Genomic DNA, 18,725 nt, shown 5'->3' with positions numbered 1-18,725 from the left:
AGTCCTCATAATCAAGTGATGGAAACTATTCCATATAAATTATAACATCATCTTTCCTATCTTCTTTCATCATGAAGGAAAATATGTATGATTGTTCCAAAATGTAGCAAACACTTTCTCAATACAATGTATTTGACATTTTATTTCTTTTTCGTTATATTGATTTTACAAAATTAAATTGTGCACAACTTAATTAGAAGGGAGTTATGTATGACAGAGGACTCTTTGCATCTAGATAACCAACTTTGTTTTTCTATTTATGCCTGTTCTAGAGAGGTTACTCGTTTTTATCGACCTTATTTAGAAGAGATGGGTATTACGTATCCCCAGTACATTACTTTACTCGTACTATGGGAGCAAGATGGACTAACAGTAAAAGAAATTGGAGAACGTCTATTTTTAGATTCCGGTACGTTAACACCTATGTTAAAACGAATGGAATCATTAAAACTTGTAAAACGTGTTCGTTCCAAAGAAGACGAGCGAAAAGTTTGTATTGAATTAACAGAACAAGGCAAAGATTTAAAGGAAAAGGCTTGTTCATTACCGACAACGATGGCTACAAATTTAGGAATTACAGAGCAAGAATATCGCTCTTTATTAATTGAGCTAAATAAACTAATTGAAACAATGAAAACAATTAATGATGGAAAAGGGGAATAAATATGGATAAATTATATACTGCTTCAGTAACAGCAACAGGTGGAAGAAATGGGAAAGTAGTTTCAGATGATGGCATATTAAATCTTGATGTAAAAATGCCGAAAGCACTAGGTGGTGCAGGCGGAGAAGCAACAAATCCAGAACAACTATTTGCAGCTGGTTATGCAGCTTGTTTTGATAGTGCATTACAACTTGTCATTCGTACAAAACGTATGAAAGTAGAAAGTACAGAAGTAACCGCTCACGTTTCTATCGGAAAAGATACAGATGGTGGTTTTGGCCTATCTGCCGTGCTTGATGTACATGTCGCTGGCGTTTCACATAGCGAAGCAAAAGAACTTGTAGAAGCGGCTCACGGTGTATGTCCATATTCGAAAGCAACGAGAGGAAATATCGAGGTTACATTAAACGTAAAATAAAAAATGTAGTAAATAAAAAAACGCGCGACATTCGTCACGCGTTTTTTGTTTTTGTCATTTTATGAATTGCCTTCCACGCTTCTTCTTTTCCAAGTCCTGTTTCAGAAGAGAATAGAACGATTTCATCGCCAATTTCAACAGCAAGCGTTTCTTTTACAACTTTTAAATGCTTTTGCCATTTCCCTTTCGGGATTTTATCGGCTTTCGTCGCAATAATAATTGTTGGGATTTCATAATGCTTTAAGAAATCATACATCATCACGTCATCACTTGTTGGTTGGTGACGTAAATCAACTACTAATACAGCTGCGTCTAATTGCTTACGCGTTGTAAAGTACGTTTCAATCATTTTCCCCCATGCCGCGCGCTCCGATTTAGACACTTTCGCATATCCATAACCTGGAACGTCAACAAAATGCATCATCTCATTGATTAAGAAAAAGTTCAGTGTTTGCGTTTTTCCTGGTTTAGAAGAAATACGCACTAACTTTTTACGATTTAAAATTTTATTAATAAAGGAAGACTTCCCGACATTTGAACGACCTGCTAATGCAATTTCTGGTAAATCACTGTCTGGATATTGTTCTGGTTTAACAGCACTAATTACAATATCTGCTTTTGTTACTTTCATTGTTTCACTCCTACTAATGCGTGCTCCAATACTTCATCTAAATGAGATGCAAGCACAAACGTAAGGTTTTCTTTTACGCTCTCTGGAATATCATCTAAATCTTTCTCGTTTTCTGCTGGCAAAATAATTTTTGTTAAGCCTGCGCGGTGAGCACTTAATGTTTTTTCTTTTAAGCCACCAATTGGTAATACACGACCACGAAGTGTAATTTCACCTGTCATACCTACTTCTTTACTTACAGGAATACCTGTTAGTGCAGAAATAAGTGCCGTTGCCATCGTAATACCTGCTGACGGTCCATCTTTTGGAACTGCTCCTTCTGGAACATGAATATGAATATCATTTTTCTCATGGAAATTCGGGTCAATCTGAAGCTCTTCTGCACGAGAGCGTATATAACTAAACGCAGCTTGTGCTGATTCTTTCATAACATCCCCAAGTTTCCCCGTTAAAATTAGTTTCCCTTTTCCTGGCGCTACAGAAACTTCAATTGCAAGTGTATCGCCGCCTGCTGCTGTGTAAGCTAGACCTGTTGCCATACCAACTTGGTCTGTTTTTTCAGCTTGCCCATAACGGAATATGTGTTTACCAAGTAAATCAACAATCTTTTTCTCTGTCACAACGATACGTTTACGTTCTGCTGTAACGATAATTTTCGCTACTTTACGGCAAACTTTTGCAATTTGGCGTTCTAGCGTACGAACACCAGCCTCACGTGTATAATAACGAATAATTTCAAGAAGCGCCTCATCACGCACTTGTAAATTACCTTTTCGTAAGCCATGCTCTTTTAATTGTTTCGGCAATAAATGCTCACGAGCAATGTGTACTTTTTCAAGTTCTGTATAGCCAGCAATCGAAATGATTTCCATACGGTCAAGTAATGGACCTGGAATACTTGAAAGTGTATTAGCGGTTGCTACAAACATAACTTTCGATAGATCATATGGTTCTTCAATGTAATGATCACTGAAGTTATGGTTTTGTTCTGGATCTAATACTTCAAGTAATGCCGCTGATGGATCTCCACGGAAATCGTTAGACATTTTATCAATCTCATCTAATAAGAAGACTGGATTAACTGTTTTCGCCTTTTTCATACCTTGAATAATGCGTCCTGGCATTGCTCCAACATATGTACGGCGGTGACCACGAATTTCAGATTCATCACGCACACCACCAAGAGATGCACGGACAAATTTACGATTCAATGATGTTGCAATTGAACGCGCTAACGAAGTTTTGCCGACCCCAGGAGGGCCTACTAAACAAAGGATAGGTCCTTTTAATGAATTCGTTAACTTCTGTACAGCTAAATATTCAAGTACACGCTCTTTCACTTTTTCAAGACCGTAATGATCGTTATTTAAAATCTCTTCTGAATGAGCAAGATCAATTATATCTTCTGTTGCCTCTGTCCACGGAAGCGCTAATAACCAATCAATATAATTGCGAATAACACCACTCTCCGCAGAACTTGCTGGTAACTTTTCATAACGATCTAATTCTTTCAGCGCAGCCTTCATTGTTTCTTCAGGCATTCCTGACTGTTCAATTTTTTCACGAAGTTCTTCTACTTCTCCGCCCTTACCTTCTTTGTCGCCAAGTTCAGTTTGAATCGCCTTCATTTGCTCACGTAAGAAATATTCTTTTTGCGTGCGCTCCATTGAACGTTTCACTTTTTGTCCAATCTTCTTTTCTAGGCTAAGTAACTCTTGTTCATCTTGAATAATTGAAATAAGTGTATGTAATCGTTCTTTTACAGATACAATCTCTAGAATCTCTTGTTTCTGCTTCGTTTTAATCGGCAAGTGAGAAGCAATTAGATCAGCTAATCTCCCTGGTTCTTCTACATCAGCTACCGTTGCAAATGTTTCATTTGAAACTTTTTTCGAAACTTTAATATATTGTTCGAAATGCTCCAGTAACGTACGCATAAGAGCTTTCTCTTCTAAATCATCTTCTACTTCTTCAGTTACCGTTTTAATAGACACTTGTACTATATTTTCTTCTTCGATAAACTCTATTACTTCTGCTCTATGTAAACCTTCCACAAGGACACGAAGCGTACCGTTCGGCAATTTTAACATTTGCTTGACTTTCGCCACTGTACCTACACTATATATGTCATCTTCTTTCGGATCATCGATATTCATTTCTTTTTGCATTGCTAAAAAGATGATATTTTCATCCATTGCCGCCTGCTCTAGTGCTTGTATCGATTTATCACGTCCTACATCAAGATGCAAAACCATCGTTGGATATACGAGAACGCCTCTTAATGGTAGGAGGGGCACGATTCTTTCGTTCGTATTCATACTAGACATAGCACCTCCATAATAAATTAAACTCCTGTTCAACTATTTTATATTACAATACACCTAGATGCAATTGCTGAGATTCCTCGCAATTATAAATAGCTTATTTTTCTACCTCACGAAAAGAAAAAAGACTCCGATTAAGCATACAAACTTAAACGAAGTCTGGCAAATTTTATTATTGTTTATTTTTACATAGATTGTGCATCTGTTTCGTCTACGTTAGTATGTACATCTAGCTCTCTATGCGCATTTTCTTGCATAAATGTTAACTCAAATACTTCTTTTAACTTACGGACAGGAATAATTTCGATTCCCTTTATAGTATACAAAAATGGTTGCATATTTTCAGCAGGAATAATGACTTTCTTAGCTCCCGCTTTTTTCGCAGCTTTTATTTTTGCGTACACGCCACCAATAGGCTTTACTTCTCCGTGTATACTTATTTCACCTGTCATCGCTACTTCATTATTTACATATGTGCGATGCACCGCAGAATATACACCTGTTGCCATAGCGATTCCTGCAGAAGGTCCATCAATTGGGATACCACCTGGAAAATTAATATGTATATCGTATCCTTCTGGCAACACATCTAAAGAACGAAGTACTGTTAATACATTATCAACAGAGCCTTTTGCCATACTTTTACGGCGAATCGATTTCGTTTGACTACCAATACTTTCTTCTTCTACAATTCCGGTAACATTTACCGACCCTTTATCTTTCGCCGGAATTGCTGTTACTTCAATTTCTAATAACGCACCTGTATTTGGTCCGTATACAGCAAGACCATTTACAAGACCAATCCTTGGAATCGGATAAATGTGCTTTTCGTATTTCGGTGTAAGCTGACTTGAGTGAACAACCCACTCTATATCTTCATCTTTAATGAAAGAACGTTCTTCATTTATCGCCATACCAGCAGAGATTTGCACGAGATTAATCGCTTCTCGTCCATTTCTTGCATACATCCCAATCATTTCAATACCATTTTCGCCTATTTGCATTTCTACTTTTTCCGCGGCATTTTTCGCTACTTTTTGAATTTCTTCCGTATCTAATTCACGGAAAAATACTTCTAAGCAACGTGACCGAATAGCAGGAGGAATTTCCTCTGGCGAACGTGTCGTTGCTCCAACTAAGCGAAAATCTGCCGGTAAGCCTTTTTGGAAAATATCATGTATATATGTTGGGATCATCGTATTTTCTTCACTATAGTACGCACTTTCTAAAAATACTTTTCGATCTTCTAACACCTTTAACATTTTGTTCATTTGAATCGGATGGAGTTCGCCAATCTCATCAATAAACAAAATACCACCATGCGCATCTGTTACAGCACCTTTTTTCGGTTGCGGAATACCTGCTTGTCCCATCGCCCCAGCACCTTGATAAATCGGATCATGCACCGAACCAATTAAAGGGTCTGCGATACCACGTTCATCAAACCGAGCTGTCGTCGCATCAAGTTCAATAAATGTTGCATTCGTACGAAATGGAGATTTAGGATTTCGTTTCGCTTCTTCTAATACAAGACGTGCTGCCGCTGTTTTCCCAACACCTGGCGGGCCATATATGATTACATGTTGCGGATTCGGACCACAAAGAGCCGCTTTTAACGACTTAATCCCGTCCTCTTGCCCTACAATATCTAAAAAGGTTGTAGGACGCACCTTTTCTGCTAGCGGCTCTGTTAAAGAAATCTCACGCATTTTACGAAGCTGTTCTAATTCTTTTTTCGATTCTCGATCAATTGAAACTTTTTGTGTTCGTTGATTTCGAAGTAAATGCCAGAAATATAATCCGACAATTACACCAAAAACAAGTTGAACAACTAAAAATATATTTGTCCAGCTCATTATTTATTTCCTCCCGCAATATTTTATCTCTTAGTATTTCCGCGGAGGAACGTAGCTAAACATAAAGAAAAACAGCAATTATAAAAATTGCTGTTTCCCTTTCGCATTATGCAGATGTTTTTGTATCAAGTACAGTACCGTCTTGTAACACCAATTTTGGCGGTTCATTATCAGCTACTGTTTCTTTTGTAAGAATACACTTCTCGATATCTTTACGAGATGGAAGTTCGAACATTACATCAAGCATTAAGCCTTCAATAATAGAACGAAGTCCACGAGCACCCGTTTTACGTTCAATTGCTTTTTTCGCAATTTCGATTAGTGCACCTTCTTCAAACTCTAACTCAACATCGTCAAGCTCCAATAGTTTTTGGAATTGCTTAACAAGTGCATTTTTCGGTTTCGTTAAAATATCAACAAGAGCATCTTCATCAAGTGGCTCTAGGTTCGCAATAACTGGAAGACGACCGATAAACTCTGGAATTAAACCAAATCTTAAAAGATCCTCTGGTAATACGTGAGATAAAACATGCTTCTCATTTACATCAGCATTTTTCTTCTCAGAACCAAATCCAATTACTTTCTCACCAAGGCGACGTTTAATAATCGGCTCAATGCCATCAAACGCTCCACCACAAATGAATAAGATGTTCGTTGTATCAATTTGAATGAACTCTTGGTGCGGATGCTTACGACCACCTTGAGGTGGAACGCTTGCTACAGTACCTTCTAAAATTTTCAGAAGTGCCTGCTGCACACCTTCACCAGATACATCACGTGTAATTGATGGATTTTCGGACTTACGTGCCACTTTATCAATCTCATCAATATAAATGATTCCTTTTTCCGCTTTCTCTACATCATAATCAGCTGCTTGAATTAATTTTAGTAAGATATTTTCTACATCTTCCCCAACATATCCAGCTTCTGTTAAAGATGTTGCGTCCGCGATTGCAAATGGAACATTTAAAATACGCGCTAACGTTTGTGCCAGTAATGTTTTACCACTACCTGTTGGCCCGATAAGTGCGATATTACTCTTCGCTAATTCTACATCATCAATTTTGCTGTTAGAATTAATGCGTTTGTAATGATTATATACCGCTACCGCTAGTGCTTTTTTCGCGCTATCTTGCCCGATGACATACTCATCTAAGATTTCACGAATTTCTACCGGTTTCGGTACATCTTTGAATTCTACTTCTTCGTCCTTCGCAAGCTCCTCTTGTACAATTTCAGTACAAAGTTCGATACACTCGTCACAAATGTAAACACCTGGACCTGCCACTAACTTTCGAACTTGCGTTTGTGTTTTACCACAGAAAGAACATTTTAATTGCCCTTTTTCATCATTAAATTTAAACATATTTTCACACCCCTTACAAAGTGCTAACCTCTTGCCTTCGTATGTACACGATAAATGTATCGTATGTAAATACATATTATGTCACTACGTGGCGAGAAATACAAATAATATGACTAGTTATGTACAAATAAAAAAATTTTAAAACTTTTGAAATATGTATATTCGACTTGTAAAGGAACATTTCCTTCTCCATCGAAAAGTTTTATAAATATATTTCTATATTTATAAAACAAGGCACGATTAAAATCGTGCCTTGTTATTTTATTATGCAGCGTTTTCTACTAAGAAGTCTACAGCTTTACGCACTTTAAGATCTTCAGCTAAAGCGTCTACACTTCCAAGAGCTTGCTTGATAGCGTCTACTGGCATACCGTACATTTCAGCCATTTTTTCAACTTCTGCAGTTACTTCTTCTTCAGTAACCTCGATGTTTTCAGCTTCAATGATAGCTTCAAGAACAAGATTGATTCTTACACGTTTTTGTGCATCTTCTTTCATTTGCTCTTTTAATTTGTCAGCGTCAGTACCTGTGAATTGGTAGTAAAGCTCAAGGTTCATACCTTGTTGGCTTAAACGTTGCTCGAATTCACGAACCATACGATCTAACTCAGTGTTGATCATAGCTTCTGGAATTTCGATTTCAGCGTTAGCAGCAGCTAATTCTACTACTTCGTCACGTACTTTGTGCTCAGCTTCGTGCTTTTTGCCTTCTTCTAAGTTTGTGCGAAGTTTTGCTTTTAATTCATCAAGAGTTGCAACCGCTTCGTCTGCTTCTTTAGCGAACTCGTCGTTTAACTCAGGAAGTTCTTTTGTTTTGATTTCGTGAATTGTTACTTTGAATGTTGCTGGTTTGCCAGCTAATTCAGCAGCATGGTACTCTTCTGGGAATGATACTTCAACGTCTTTAGACTCACCAGATTTAAGACCGATTACTTGCTCTTCGAAACCTGGGATGAATGTACCAGAACCGATTGCTAGAGAGTAGTTTTCGCCTTTTCCGCCTTCAAATGCTTCGCCATCAACGAAACCTTCGAAGTCGATTACAGCTGTATCACCGTTTTCAACAGTTCCTTCTTCTTTAACAACTAGTTCAGCTTGACGCTCTTGTAAAGATTTTAATTCGTTCTCTACATCTTCGTCAGTTACAGTTGTTTCAACTTTTTCTACTGCTAAACCTTTGTACTCACCTAATTTAACTTCAGGTTTCACTGTAACTTTTGCAGTGAAGATAAGGTTAGCATTTTTTTCGAACTTCTCGATGTCGATTTCAGGATGATCAACTGGGAAGATACCAGCTTCTTCAATCGCTTCACCGTATGCTTTTGGTAAAATGATATCTAAAGCATCTTGGTATAAAGATTCAATACCAAAGCGTTGTTCGAATAATGGACGAGGCATTTTTCCTTTACGGAAACCTGGTACGTTAATTGTTTTTACTACTTTTTTGAACGCAGCGTCGATAGAGTTGTTTACTTCTTTAGCATCAACTTCGATTGTTAAAACGCCAACGTTACCTTCTAATTTTTCCCATTTTGTAGACATTTATTCTTTCCCTCCAACTATAATAATGTATGCACATACCTCTATAGATTAAAATCTTCATTATCTCTTTTTTGAAATAACAAATACACAAATAACCCTCTAGCAAAAGCTTTCAGATATAATGTTCCAATCTACTAATTGCCCAGAAGACAACTACGGTATATTTTGTTCGAGAATAATATGAAACATATTAAGTAAGAGAATTGCACTTCTCTTCTCTTACAAACAGGCAGATTTCTGCCTTTTGCAACCCTTACATTATAACATAGAATATGCTCGTTTCAAGAACTGAACGATTCTTTTTCATAATTATACGGGCAAATATCCTTCTCTTTCAACACGTAATAACCATTGATAGGCAATATGAAACTCTTCCAATTCGATATTATATGCTGCCATAAGCTCTTCTTCATCAATAGCCAATCCGAAACGCTTTCTTCCAATTCTCTCTAAAACAGCTGACCAAATCTCTTCTTTATCCATTAATAGAGCGAATGGGAAAACGCTAATTTGCAACTCTTTCCAATATGTAACCATCGCTTCAAATATATCGGGATAATTTTGCTCTAATCGGCTTGATAATTTATGTATAATGTTATTGGATTGCTCCTCATTATGACCTGTAAATGCTGGAATCACCTTAATCGTATTTCCAAACTTTTCTACCTCTATTTCTTCTTCTACCTGACTTTCTATCATTTTATACAAAATAGAAGTTTTCAAATAGGGGTGCTGCTCTTCGTCTATTAAAAATTTCTTTAAAACAGGTAATGCAAGATCTAAATCTTTTAACGAAAGTCGCTGAATCGCTCTTAGCTTCTGTCCAAAGTTTTCTCCAAAAATTTCATTAGTAAACTCATCCAATTCAAAGTTTGAATCCACTAGCGATGCGTCTCCCTCATTTAGCATACCTTCTGCAAATAAAGCAAGCTGCGCTAATTTTTCCTTTTGATCAGGCATTATATCTTTCGTTTGTAAAACCTTTTCAACAGTTTCAATAACACCTTCATAATCATTTGTTTGAACTAAAATTGTTACGTACGTTTCAAGAATATCACCAAATAAGACAACTCCTGTTTTAAGCAACTGTTCACATTTATCTTTCGCTTCTTCCATACGTTTTAATTCGAGTAAACAAATAACTGAAGCTAATTCCGTTTGTTCCGTTTCCGCATTATACTGACGTAATATTTCAAAGCAACGCAATGCATCTTCGAATTTCCGCTCTTTCAGCGCTAAAAAACCTTCATCAATATAGCGCTCTGATAGTTGTGGAAACAATACGACCGTATTTTCTTTTTTATCCATACGTCCGCCTCTTTTTCTTGATTTTAATTATGCTCAAAGTAAATATATCAAATGCGTAATGAGAACACAACATCCCTAAATCATTTGTTTGAAATATAAAAATATTTAATTTTTATATTCCGATACGAGTAAATCTCCACTAAAAATTAAAATTGTACAAATAAAAATCCCCAGCAACAAGCGCAGAGGATTCATCATTAATGGAAAGCTTTTATAATTGTGGGGTATATTACAAGGGTAATAATTTGGAGAACAATAATTGCCATAACAATCATGCTAAAATAGAAGATTGGTTTACTTCGCTTCATTAAAAACATAATAATAAGCATCGTACAAGCAAACAAACTTAAGAAGAACAAACTTGTTGTCGAACTAAGTATACCACTTGGGACAAAGAACAATAACACTACACTACAAGTACCTATAATTCCAAATAACCATTCCATTCATTCACTCATTCCCTTTCCCTCTCATAGCTGTTTTCTCTAAGCAATCAAATGTTTCACAACATCGACTACATACGTTAATTTCTCATACGCTACAAATCCAAAAGCAACCGTTAAGCCCGTTACAACTAACCCTTTCATCATTTCTTCCTCCTCGTTTTATCGTTGTTATCTTCATTATAAAAGATTAGCAATTTCTTACCATCGAACTACCTTACAGTTACCTTACAGAATTGTAAGATTTCAAAAAGGGATTGAAAAACACCTCATATCGCTTGAGGTGCTTTCACGAAATTTCTCTATAATCACTTGCAAAATTAGCTTTTTTCTCTTGGTTACTTTTCGGCGAATCGACTCTTAGACTAATAGATTTACTAAATAATTTAGGATCAAAATAATTATGCGTTACTTTTCTTAACTTACCTTCAGATATTTTCGTATTACAAGAAAACAAAAAATGAAAATCATGTTAATATATTTTTGTACAATTAAGAATTTAATTTACAAGGGGGATTATATATGTTCAAAAAAGTAGCTGCTGATGTTTTAGGGTTAAGCGATGTAGGTTCTGTCATTACACCGAAAGATTACGATAAAGTTGATGCTGATGATTACGTGATGCACGAAGATGAAGAGAAAATTTATTTTCTAATTAAATCCAAATCAGATGAATATTGCTTCACAAACAAAGGATTACTCCACCTAGATGGTACAAGCGCAACAAGTAAAAAACGCACACTGCGCCGCTATAGCTATAGTAAATATCAAATTAAAAACGTAGCACTTGAAACTGCAGGAACGATTGATTTAGATATAGAAATTAAGTTTCAAATGGGAGATGAGCATTACTCAATTGATGTTCATAAAAAACATATTGAAGAATTAAAAGATTTATATAAGGCTTTACTTAAAATTGAAGAAATTTCATACGACAACGACATTACATTACAATATGCACATAAAAGTTTAGATATGGCATCTAATGCTTTCAGCCGTATTTCAAACGCACAAGTAAACTTAGCAGAGCAATTTAAAGAGATGAACGAGATTGCCTTTAACTGGCTTGTTGATACGAAGAAACAATACAATGTGAAAGATTATGGTTTTGTATTTGAGAAGTTTATTAATAACTAATTTAAAACAAAAAACCTTGTTATCAAAAGATAACAAGGTTTTTTTAGCGTCCCAGGAGAGATTCGAACTCCCGCTCCGCCCATTCCATACTATTTTATATATTTTGATCGCAGTCTTAATATATCTTCTCCTTCGCGAATGCCTGCCGATCCCTTCCTCACATTTTTTACGACAGTCCAATTCGGATTAGTTTCATCACCGATGTTCTGTACTGTAAAGTTGCCGTCACCATATTTCCGTTGACCTTCTGCCAATTTCTCCGTTAAATCATTCTCTTTTGTTCTCGCCATCTTTGCGCCATCTCCCTTTTTATACAACCTTCTTAAACTGTCCAACTAATCACACGTCCAGTCAATTGGAGATTCTCGTTTTCCGCTTCTATTAATTGTAACACACTATCAGGGATAAGTTCCGATAACGGCTACTCAATCACACTAGAATGGTAAAAACTTTTATAACATTGCAAGTGAACAATTAGGAGAATCTGGATATGGATTTGAGTTCTACCATAAGCCTATTGATTCTTTAAATTAAATATGAGGAACAGGGCGCATAAAGTGTAACTTTAATCAACCCTCACCAATCGGACTTTTATGGACAGCCCGACCCCACCTAACTTCTTTGCTTCCGCTGAATTTTGAGGTGGGGGTCTTACTGCCCGGCAAATAGCGGGATAAACGGCGCTCTTTTTATTTAAGAAAAAGAAGTACATATGCAACTGCTTAATATCGAAGGAAAGGTCGCAGATATTAAGAATGAACTACACTTATAACCCAAACATCAATTTTTAGACAAACAAAAACCTTGTTATCAAAAGATAACAAGGTTTTTGTTAGCGTCCCAGGAGAGATTCGAACTCCCGACCGTACGCTTAGAAGGCGTATGCTCTATCCGGCTGAGCTACTGGGACATGGAGCGGGTGAAGAGAATCGAACTCTCGACCAGAGCTTGGAAGGCTCTTGTTTTACCACTAAACTACACCCGCATATGTTATTTTCTTTTCTTCGTTAGCGCCGTTGCCCTATCGACAATATTTATTATATGTATAACCATACATAAAGTCAACACCTTTTTTAAAAGAGGATAAATTTTATTATCCTCTTTTAAAAACTGCTTGTTCAACTAGTTGTCCGTCTAATGTTTCAAAACGAACTTCCATTTGATTTTCATCCATTTCTAATACAGCAAATGTCTTTTCTACACGCTGACGTGGTAATAAAATACTGCCTGGATTAATAAATAAAACGCCGTCGATTAATTCCGCACCTAATACGTGAGAATGTCCGAAGCATGCAACTTGCGCTCCTACTTCTTCCGCATGGTACGCTAGCGTTTGTAATGTCATTTTCACATTATGGCGATGTCCATGCACAACTAAGAAGCGAATTCCATTTACATCAGTTACAATTTCATCTTGAAAGTTAGCATAATCACAGTTTCCTTTTACAACACGGAAACCTTGCATTTCTTCATGAGCAGGCGTTAGCTCTGAATCACCGCAATGAATCATGATATCTACTTTCCCTTCATATTTCTCTTTCAACTGCTGTAATTCCTTCACAGAGCTATGACTATCGCTTACGATTAAAGCTTTCATCATACTCTCTCCCTTATTCTCCTAAAAACCATTCCGGGATTTTTTCTTCTAACTTACGAAGAGCACGACCACGGTGGCTAATAGCATTTTTCTCATCTGAACTTAATTCCGCCATTGCTTTTTTGTATTCTTCCACATAAAAGATCGGATCGTATCCAAAACCATTTTCTCCGCGGCGTTGTTCTAAAATAAATCCTTCACATGTCCCATTTACAATGACAGGCTTTTTATCACCTTCAGGGAAAGCAACTGCTAATGCACAATAGAAACGTGCTTTACGCTTTTCAAAGTCAATGCCATTTAATTCTTGTAACACTTTATCGATATTTGCTTGATCATTTTTCGGTTCACCAGCAAAACGCGCTGAATACACTCCTGGTTTTCCGTTTAAAGCATCTACAATAAGACCCGAATCATCCGCAATTACGATCGAATTCAGCTGTCTACTCAAACTATCCGCTTTTAAGATCGCATTTTCTTCAAATGTTTCACCTGTTTCTTCAACTTCTTCAATATGAGGAAAATCGTGTAATGATTTTACTTCTAAATCAAATCGCTCAAATAACTCAGCAAACTCACGTACTTTACCCATATTTTTTGTCGCTACAACAACTTGTTTCATACTTTCCACCTCTACTCTATATGAGATACGATGTCGCCTAAAGCTTCTTTTTGCATATCAATCAGTTGGAAAATGCCTTTTTCCGCAGCATCAAGTAGTTCATTTAACTGCGCTCTACTAAACGTCGCTTCTTCTCCAGTTCCTTGCACTTCAACAAATTGGCCTTTTCCAGTCATAATCACGTTCATATCAACGTCTGCTTTAGAATCTTCTGCATAGTTTAAATCTAAAACAACACCTTGCTCTTCAACAATCCCTACTGACGTTGCTGCTAAATAATCTTTTACTGGAATTTTAGATACTTTTTCTGCTTGTAATAACTTCTCAAAAGCTAGTACCATCGCTACATATGCACCTGTAATAGACGCTGTTCTCGTTCCACCATCTGCTTGGATAACATCACAGTCAATCCAAACTGTTCTCTCGCCAAGCGCTTCTAAATCAACTACCGCACGTAATGCTCGTCCAATTAGACGCTGAATTTCCATTGTACGTCCTGTTACTTTCCCTTTGCTTGACTCTCTAATTGTACGTTGTTCTGTTGCACGCGGAATCATCGCGTATTCAGCTGTTACCCAGCCCTTTCCTTCTCCACGCATAAACGGTGGTACACGCTCTTCAATTGTCGCTGAGCAAATCACCTTTGTATCCCCAACTTCAATTAATACAGATCCCTCTGGATGTTTTAAATAATTCGTATGAATATGTATATGGCGTAATTCTGTTTTCTCTCTACCATCTACTCGCATAAAAATAACCTCCTCTTAATTACTACTCGTTAGTATAGCCAATTTTAAATGTATGATATGTATACAATAAAAGAAGGAGAACCCAAAAAGCAATTCTCCTTTCTTACTTAAGTATATCAAATTATTCAAGATTAAAAACTACCTGTATTCACGTTTTCTGGACGATCTACAGGTTTTATTAACTTTCCGCCCTTTTCATCTATAAGATTTGCTTTTCCATTCACTTCAATAGAAACATTTTTCACACCTTTCTTTTCTGTTAAAGATAAAACTAACGACTTCAATACGTAATTTGAAATCATATTTTTATCTGGGTTTACAAATATATTTTCATTAAAGTTTAATGTAAGATTTCCGTCTTGTAATTTCGGATTCGTAATAAGCTTAACGCCTGGATTAAAATCATTCAGGAGCGATTGATGAATCGGACCTTTTACAAGCTCATCTATAATTGCTGCATAATCATTTTCTTTTCCTTCAGCAACGCGGCGCGTTACTGGTACGTAATATTGCTGTTTATTATTATTTTGCGCCATAAAATACAGTGTGACTGGTTTTGTATTTGTTACATCTGCTACTTGTTCATCATCGAAGTTAATACCATTTGCACGGCTCACTCCTTCACCAAGCGGTGTACCACCAACAGGCATCTTTGCCAATTTCTCACCATTTATTTGGAACTGCACTTGTTTTATCTCTGTAAATTGCGTCAACGTCCACGCTATAGATTCAACGATTTGCCGCTCTTCTTCTTTCACATAGTTTTTCATTTCTTTAGAGAAATCAATAACTGCCGTCCCGTCCTTTTTCAAATCTAAGGTCATCGTTGTATTCGCCGGAATGACTGCACGAAACCCATTCGGTAATAAATTCGTTACTGGTCCATCTTTCACAAGGTATTCTAACGTTTGCTTCACAGTCTCATTTGCTTTCGGAGTAGGTATAGCTAATGTTTGTGGTACAACATAACCATTTTTATCAACAAGGTATAGTTCTCTATTTACCATTTGCCCTTGCTTATCTTTTTTAGCTACTTCTTTCTTCCCACCCTCTGTATACGTAACTTGTTTTGGCGGATCAATTTGTTCAGTTGCTTTCTCCTGATTTATAAAGCCACACCCTGTTAGTAAAACAGCGCTCACAGTAGCACCAACAACCCATTTAAAAGTGGATTTAGGCATGCCATTCCCCCCTAAAATCTAAGTTTGTACTATTATGTATACGAGCCGTTTCACATTTTAGAACAAGCTGTGCCTCTTATATAGTGAAACTTTAATCAGTGGGAGTTTTGTTCATTCCCCACATAACTTCTTTTCTTCCGCTGAATTTTGAGGTGGGGGTCTTACTGCCCGGAAAATAGCGGGATAAACAAAAACTCCTGATTTCTCAGGAGCTTACTTATATGAATTCTACTATTATTCTTTTTCTAAATGAATATGCTTCACATTTTCAATCGGTTGACCGAACCATTTTGATGCAATTTCTTTAAACAAGCCTATTTTTCCTGTTGTTAAGAAGAGATGATCGCTTTGTTCTTCTCCTTCATTCAACATTTTACTATGATATAAGATTGTACTTACTTCACGTGCTGTTTCATCACCAGAACTAATTAGTTGTACTTTATCTCCCATTACTTTTTTAATAACAGGTCCTAAAATCGGATAATGTGTACACCCTAATATAAGAGTATCAATATCGGTACTTTTCAGTGGTTGCAGCGTTTCTCTTACAACTTCGTACGCCATTTCACTTTCGAAATTCCCACTCTCTACAAGTTCAACGAAAGGTGGACAAGCTAAACTTTCTACCATAACACGGTTATTAATAGACTTTAACGCCTCTTCGTATGCACCACTTTTCACGGTTCCAATCGTTCCAATAATCCCAACATGATACGTGTTTGTCACTTTTAAAGCTGTACGTGATCCTGGGTGAATAACTCCTACTACTGGAATTGGTAATTGTTTTTGCATCTCTTCTAATACAACTGCAGTTGCTGTATTACACGCAATAACTAACATTTTAATATTTAAATCTAGTAAATGCTCCGTCATTTCCCACGTAAATTGACGCACTTCTTCTCGAGAACGTGGACCATAAGGACAACGTGCTGTATCTCCTAAATATATGATACGCTCTTTCGGCAACTGACGAATTAATTCCTTCGCTACTGTTAAACCGCCAACTCCTGAATCGATAACACCGATTGCTCTATTCAACTTCATCACCCGTTTTCTCATTCATCATCTTTTATGTTTATCATTATATTTTACACACTTTAAGTTCGCTCACTTCAAATGCTTCTGTATGAAAATTTTCATTTGCCCATGTATAGACTAGGACCTTTTTTATTTTGCTCCTTTTTTTCGTAATTTGCAAGACAGAAAAATAACCGACCTTCTATAAGAAAGTCGGTTTCTTCTATATAAGGTGCATATTCATTGCTCCATCTTTTTTTGAAAAGAAGACATTCCCATTAATAAGAAGAAATGAGCAGAAATTAAAATGACGAGCAAAATAAAATTCAATCGATAACTATTTGTAGATTCCATAATTTTGCTCGCTACAGCTGGTCCAAATGCCATACCGAAAAAGTTAATTAAATTATATAAACCAAGACCAACTCCAACTTTAGCTGGATTTAATGTTTTGGGTATAAATGTGTTTAATGATACTTGAATTGCCGAATAACTCATAAATGTTAAAATAACCGCAAATAAAATAAAGAGTAAGTTCCCATTCGGAATAATCCCTAAAATTAAAAAGCCCATGATCATAACTACAGACGCTACATACATCATCCTCACATTCCCAAACGAAGGAATAATCTTTCCGGTAATAACACTAGATACAATACCAAAGAGAGATGCAACAAACAATACAATTCCAATAACGAATGGAGACAATCCGTGTCCTCTTCCTAACAGTAATGGTAATAATAATAAACTAGCACATAACGCCACATTAATGATAAATCCGACCGCTATTAAACGAAGTAATGGTTTATTTGTAAACAACTCAATATCAATAAACGGCGACTCTGTTCTCTTCATATGAGCCCTGAATAAAAATAGGAAAGCAACAGATAACACAAAAAGCCAACTATTAATATTCACTCCTAATAAAATGGTCGTAATCAATACAAATAATAAAACTGCTCCAATGAAATCAAAGCGAAACACTTCATCGGTATGTTGCGCCTCTTCTGGCATAAATTTTACGAGCAAGAAAATACCAATCATTGAAATAACCATAAATAAAAATAAATACGGCCACCCTAACGTATTTGTAATTGCCCCACCAACTAAAGGTCCAATACCAACCGCTAATGCAATAGAAGAACTAATCATTGCTAACGCACCCGGTTTTTTAGCTGGAGCAACTAATTTTGCCACCGCAATCATACTGAGCGCAATAAACGCTGCTCCCCCGCTCGCCTGCACTAACCTTGCGAAAATGATAATCTCATAAGATTGATTCACAAACCCAACAATAGAACCAGCTACAAATATGATAATAGAAATAATTAATAGCCTTTTTACACTGTAACGATCAGCCAGTTTTCCATATATCATCGAACCAATACCGACAACTAAAGAATACCCCACTACAACCCAACTTACTTTCGATTGACTAATTGATAAATCATTGGCAATATCCTCTAGCGCTACATTAAATAACACAGCGTTCATCGGTCCTAACAAAACAATAAAACATAATGTAAAAACAAACCATTTCGAATGGTTACTTATATCTTTCCCCATGTGTAACACTCTCCTGATTGCAATTTTAAAATTGTCAAACTATAGATGAAAAATGAAGTTATTTAAATGTTGTATCACCACTAAACAACTTCATTAAATGTATAAAAGGTACTACCTTATCGCGCGATAAAGTGAAACTTTAACCAGCCCTCATCAATCGGACTTTTACGGGCAGTTGATCCCCCACCTAACTTCTTTGCTTCCGCTGAATTTTGAGGTGGGGGTCTTACTGCCCGGAAAATAGCGGGGTAAATTGAATTCGACACGAAACAAGAATGTTGTTCGATATTCATGGAACTATCAT

General features: G+C 36.5%; 17 protein-coding genes and 2 tRNA genes. 3 read left to right on the top strand and 16 right to left on the bottom strand.

Translation table 11 applies throughout. The features are described from left to right. Positions 1-210: 210 nt before the first annotated feature. Both CN409_RS20715 and CN409_RS20710 read left to right on the top strand, forming a co-directional pair. Positions 211-663, top strand: coding sequence for a MarR family winged helix-turn-helix transcriptional regulator (locus CN409_RS20715; protein WP_000133913.1), 453 nt, complete (start codon positions 211-213; stop codon positions 661-663). Positions 664-665: 2 nt separating this feature from the next. Further along, positions 666-1,082 (top strand): organic hydroperoxide resistance protein, encoded by a 417-nt coding sequence (locus tag CN409_RS20710; RefSeq protein ID WP_097825881.1) that lies wholly within the window; start codon positions 666-668, stop codon positions 1,080-1,082. Positions 1,083-1,116: 34 nt separating this feature from the next. Here CN409_RS20710 and ysxC read toward each other — a convergent pair whose 3' ends face one another. From ysxC to CN409_RS20675, 7 genes are all read right to left on the bottom strand, one after another. Next, on the bottom strand, positions 1,117-1,713 hold the full coding sequence (ysxC, locus tag CN409_RS20705) for a ribosome biogenesis GTP-binding protein YsxC (protein WP_000869118.1): 597 nt from the start codon (positions 1,711-1,713) through the stop codon (positions 1,117-1,119). After that, positions 1,710-4,040 carry an endopeptidase La gene (gene lon / locus CN409_RS20700; RefSeq protein WP_000097281.1) on the bottom strand — a complete coding sequence of 777 codons (2,331 nt, stop codon included), beginning with the start codon at positions 4,038-4,040 and terminating at the stop codon, positions 1,710-1,712. The genes ysxC and lon overlap by 4 nt, the downstream gene beginning before the upstream one ends. Before the next feature lie 182 nt (positions 4,041-4,222). Beyond that, positions 4,223-5,893: an ATP-dependent protease LonB gene (gene lonB / locus CN409_RS20695; RefSeq protein ID WP_000119171.1), complete on the bottom strand. Its 1,671-nt coding sequence runs from the start codon at positions 5,891-5,893 to the stop codon at positions 4,223-4,225. Between the two features lie 106 nt (positions 5,894-5,999). Beyond that, positions 6,000-7,259, bottom strand: a complete 1,260-nt coding sequence (clpX, locus tag CN409_RS20690) for an ATP-dependent protease ATP-binding subunit ClpX (protein WP_000472289.1) — start codon at positions 7,257-7,259, stop codon at positions 6,000-6,002. Positions 7,260-7,523: 264 nt separating this feature from the next. Further along, positions 7,524-8,801 carry a trigger factor gene (gene tig / locus CN409_RS20685; protein ID WP_000105215.1) on the bottom strand — a complete coding sequence of 426 codons (1,278 nt, stop codon included), beginning with the start codon at positions 8,799-8,801 and terminating at the stop codon, positions 7,524-7,526. A gap of 309 nt (positions 8,802-9,110) precedes the next feature. Further along, the gene (locus tag CN409_RS20680) at positions 9,111-10,109 is read right to left on the bottom strand and encodes a hypothetical protein (RefSeq protein WP_000358275.1); all 999 of its coding nucleotides are present in this window, start codon (positions 10,107-10,109) and stop codon (positions 9,111-9,113) included. Positions 10,110-10,306: 197 nt separating this feature from the next. After that, positions 10,307-10,555, bottom strand: coding sequence for a hypothetical protein (locus CN409_RS20675; RefSeq protein ID WP_001983650.1), 249 nt, complete (start codon positions 10,553-10,555; stop codon positions 10,307-10,309). Positions 10,556-11,074: 519 nt separating this feature from the next. On the opposite strand from CN409_RS20675, the gene CN409_RS20665 reads away from it, so the two are divergent. Continuing rightward, positions 11,075-11,689 carry a PH domain-containing protein gene (locus CN409_RS20665; protein WP_000475202.1) on the top strand — a complete coding sequence of 205 codons (615 nt, stop codon included), beginning with the start codon at positions 11,075-11,077 and terminating at the stop codon, positions 11,687-11,689. An 89-nt stretch (positions 11,690-11,778) separates the two neighbouring features. Here the strand turns inward: CN409_RS20665 and CN409_RS20660 are convergent, their stop codons facing one another. The 9 genes from CN409_RS20660 to CN409_RS20615 form a co-directional block, all read right to left on the bottom strand. Beyond that, the gene (locus tag CN409_RS20660) at positions 11,779-11,979 is read right to left on the bottom strand and encodes a hypothetical protein (protein ID WP_000124591.1); all 201 of its coding nucleotides are present in this window, start codon (positions 11,977-11,979) and stop codon (positions 11,779-11,781) included. Positions 11,980-12,525: 546 nt separating this feature from the next. Continuing rightward, a tRNA-Arg gene (locus CN409_RS20655) sits at positions 12,526-12,599 on the bottom strand. 1 nt (position 12,600) lies between these two features. Beyond that, positions 12,601-12,674: transfer RNA gene (locus tag CN409_RS20650), tRNA-Gly, on the bottom strand. Between the two features lie 108 nt (positions 12,675-12,782). After that, positions 12,783-13,286 (bottom strand): metallophosphoesterase, encoded by a 504-nt coding sequence (locus tag CN409_RS20640; RefSeq protein ID WP_000645510.1) that lies wholly within the window; start codon positions 13,284-13,286, stop codon positions 12,783-12,785. 13 nt (positions 13,287-13,299) lie between these two features. Next, positions 13,300-13,908 (bottom strand): XTP/dITP diphosphatase, encoded by a 609-nt coding sequence (locus CN409_RS20635; protein WP_000815946.1) that lies wholly within the window; start codon positions 13,906-13,908, stop codon positions 13,300-13,302. 11 nt (positions 13,909-13,919) lie between these two features. Then, positions 13,920-14,657 carry a ribonuclease PH gene (gene rph / locus CN409_RS20630; protein WP_001261763.1) on the bottom strand — a complete coding sequence of 246 codons (738 nt, stop codon included), beginning with the start codon at positions 14,655-14,657 and terminating at the stop codon, positions 13,920-13,922. Positions 14,658-14,788: 131 nt separating this feature from the next. Then, positions 14,789-15,838: a spore germination protein GerM gene (gene gerM / locus CN409_RS20625; RefSeq protein ID WP_097890899.1), complete on the bottom strand. Its 1,050-nt coding sequence runs from the start codon at positions 15,836-15,838 to the stop codon at positions 14,789-14,791. Positions 15,839-16,072: 234 nt separating this feature from the next. Next, positions 16,073-16,882, bottom strand: a complete 810-nt coding sequence (racE, locus tag CN409_RS20620; protein WP_000774005.1) for a glutamate racemase — start codon at positions 16,880-16,882, stop codon at positions 16,073-16,075. 213 nt (positions 16,883-17,095) lie between these two features. Further along, positions 17,096-18,421, bottom strand: coding sequence for an MFS transporter (locus tag CN409_RS20615; RefSeq protein ID WP_000513862.1), 1,326 nt, complete (start codon positions 18,419-18,421; stop codon positions 17,096-17,098). Positions 18,422-18,725 lie beyond the last annotated feature (304 nt).

Source organism: Bacillus sp. AFS012607, assembly GCF_002558005.1.
GTDB lineage: Bacteria > Bacillota > Bacilli > Bacillales > Bacillaceae_G > Bacillus_A > Bacillus_A thuringiensis_S.
This window is presented reverse-complemented; position numbering and strand designations above follow the sequence as displayed.

What these genes read in the sequence shown, in the direction of transcription:
- CN409_RS20675 (WP_001983650.1), bottom strand. Translation starts at nt 10,555, where the DNA reads ATGGAATGGTTATTTGGAATTATAGGTACTTGTAGTGTAGTGTTATTG.
- CN409_RS20635 (WP_000815946.1), bottom strand. Translation starts at nt 13,908, where the DNA reads ATGAAACAAGTTGTTGTAGCGACAAAAAATATGGGTAAAGTACGTGAG.
- CN409_RS20715 (WP_000133913.1), top strand. Translation starts at nt 211, where the DNA reads ATGACAGAGGACTCTTTGCATCTAGATAACCAACTTTGTTTTTCTATT.
- tig (WP_000105215.1), bottom strand. Translation starts at nt 8,801, where the DNA reads ATGTCTACAAAATGGGAAAAATTAGAAGGTAACGTTGGCGTTTTAACA.
- ysxC (WP_000869118.1), bottom strand. Translation starts at nt 1,713, where the DNA reads ATGAAAGTAACAAAAGCAGATATTGTAATTAGTGCTGTTAAACCAGAA.
- lonB (WP_000119171.1), bottom strand. Translation starts at nt 5,893, where the DNA reads ATGAGCTGGACAAATATATTTTTAGTTGTTCAACTTGTTTTTGGTGTA.
- CN409_RS20665 (WP_000475202.1), top strand. Translation starts at nt 11,075, where the DNA reads ATGTTCAAAAAAGTAGCTGCTGATGTTTTAGGGTTAAGCGATGTAGGT.
- racE (WP_000774005.1), bottom strand. Translation starts at nt 16,882, where the DNA reads ATGAAGTTGAATAGAGCAATCGGTGTTATCGATTCAGGAGTTGGCGGT.
- lon (WP_000097281.1), bottom strand. Translation starts at nt 4,040, where the DNA reads ATGTCTAGTATGAATACGAACGAAAGAATCGTGCCCCTCCTACCATTA.
- rph (WP_001261763.1), bottom strand. Translation starts at nt 14,657, where the DNA reads ATGCGAGTAGATGGTAGAGAGAAAACAGAATTACGCCATATACATATT.
- gerM (WP_097890899.1), bottom strand. Translation starts at nt 15,838, where the DNA reads ATGCCTAAATCCACTTTTAAATGGGTTGTTGGTGCTACTGTGAGCGCT.
- CN409_RS20640 (WP_000645510.1), bottom strand. Translation starts at nt 13,286, where the DNA reads ATGAAAGCTTTAATCGTAAGCGATAGTCATAGCTCTGTGAAGGAATTA.
- CN409_RS20660 (WP_000124591.1), bottom strand. Translation starts at nt 11,979, where the DNA reads ATGGCGAGAACAAAAGAGAATGATTTAACGGAGAAATTGGCAGAAGGT.
- clpX (WP_000472289.1), bottom strand. Translation starts at nt 7,259, where the DNA reads ATGTTTAAATTTAATGATGAAAAAGGGCAATTAAAATGTTCTTTCTGT.
- CN409_RS20710 (WP_097825881.1), top strand. Translation starts at nt 666, where the DNA reads ATGGATAAATTATATACTGCTTCAGTAACAGCAACAGGTGGAAGAAAT.
- CN409_RS20680 (WP_000358275.1), bottom strand. Translation starts at nt 10,109, where the DNA reads ATGGATAAAAAAGAAAATACGGTCGTATTGTTTCCACAACTATCAGAG.
- CN409_RS20615 (WP_000513862.1), bottom strand. Translation starts at nt 18,421, where the DNA reads ATGGGGAAAGATATAAGTAACCATTCGAAATGGTTTGTTTTTACATTA.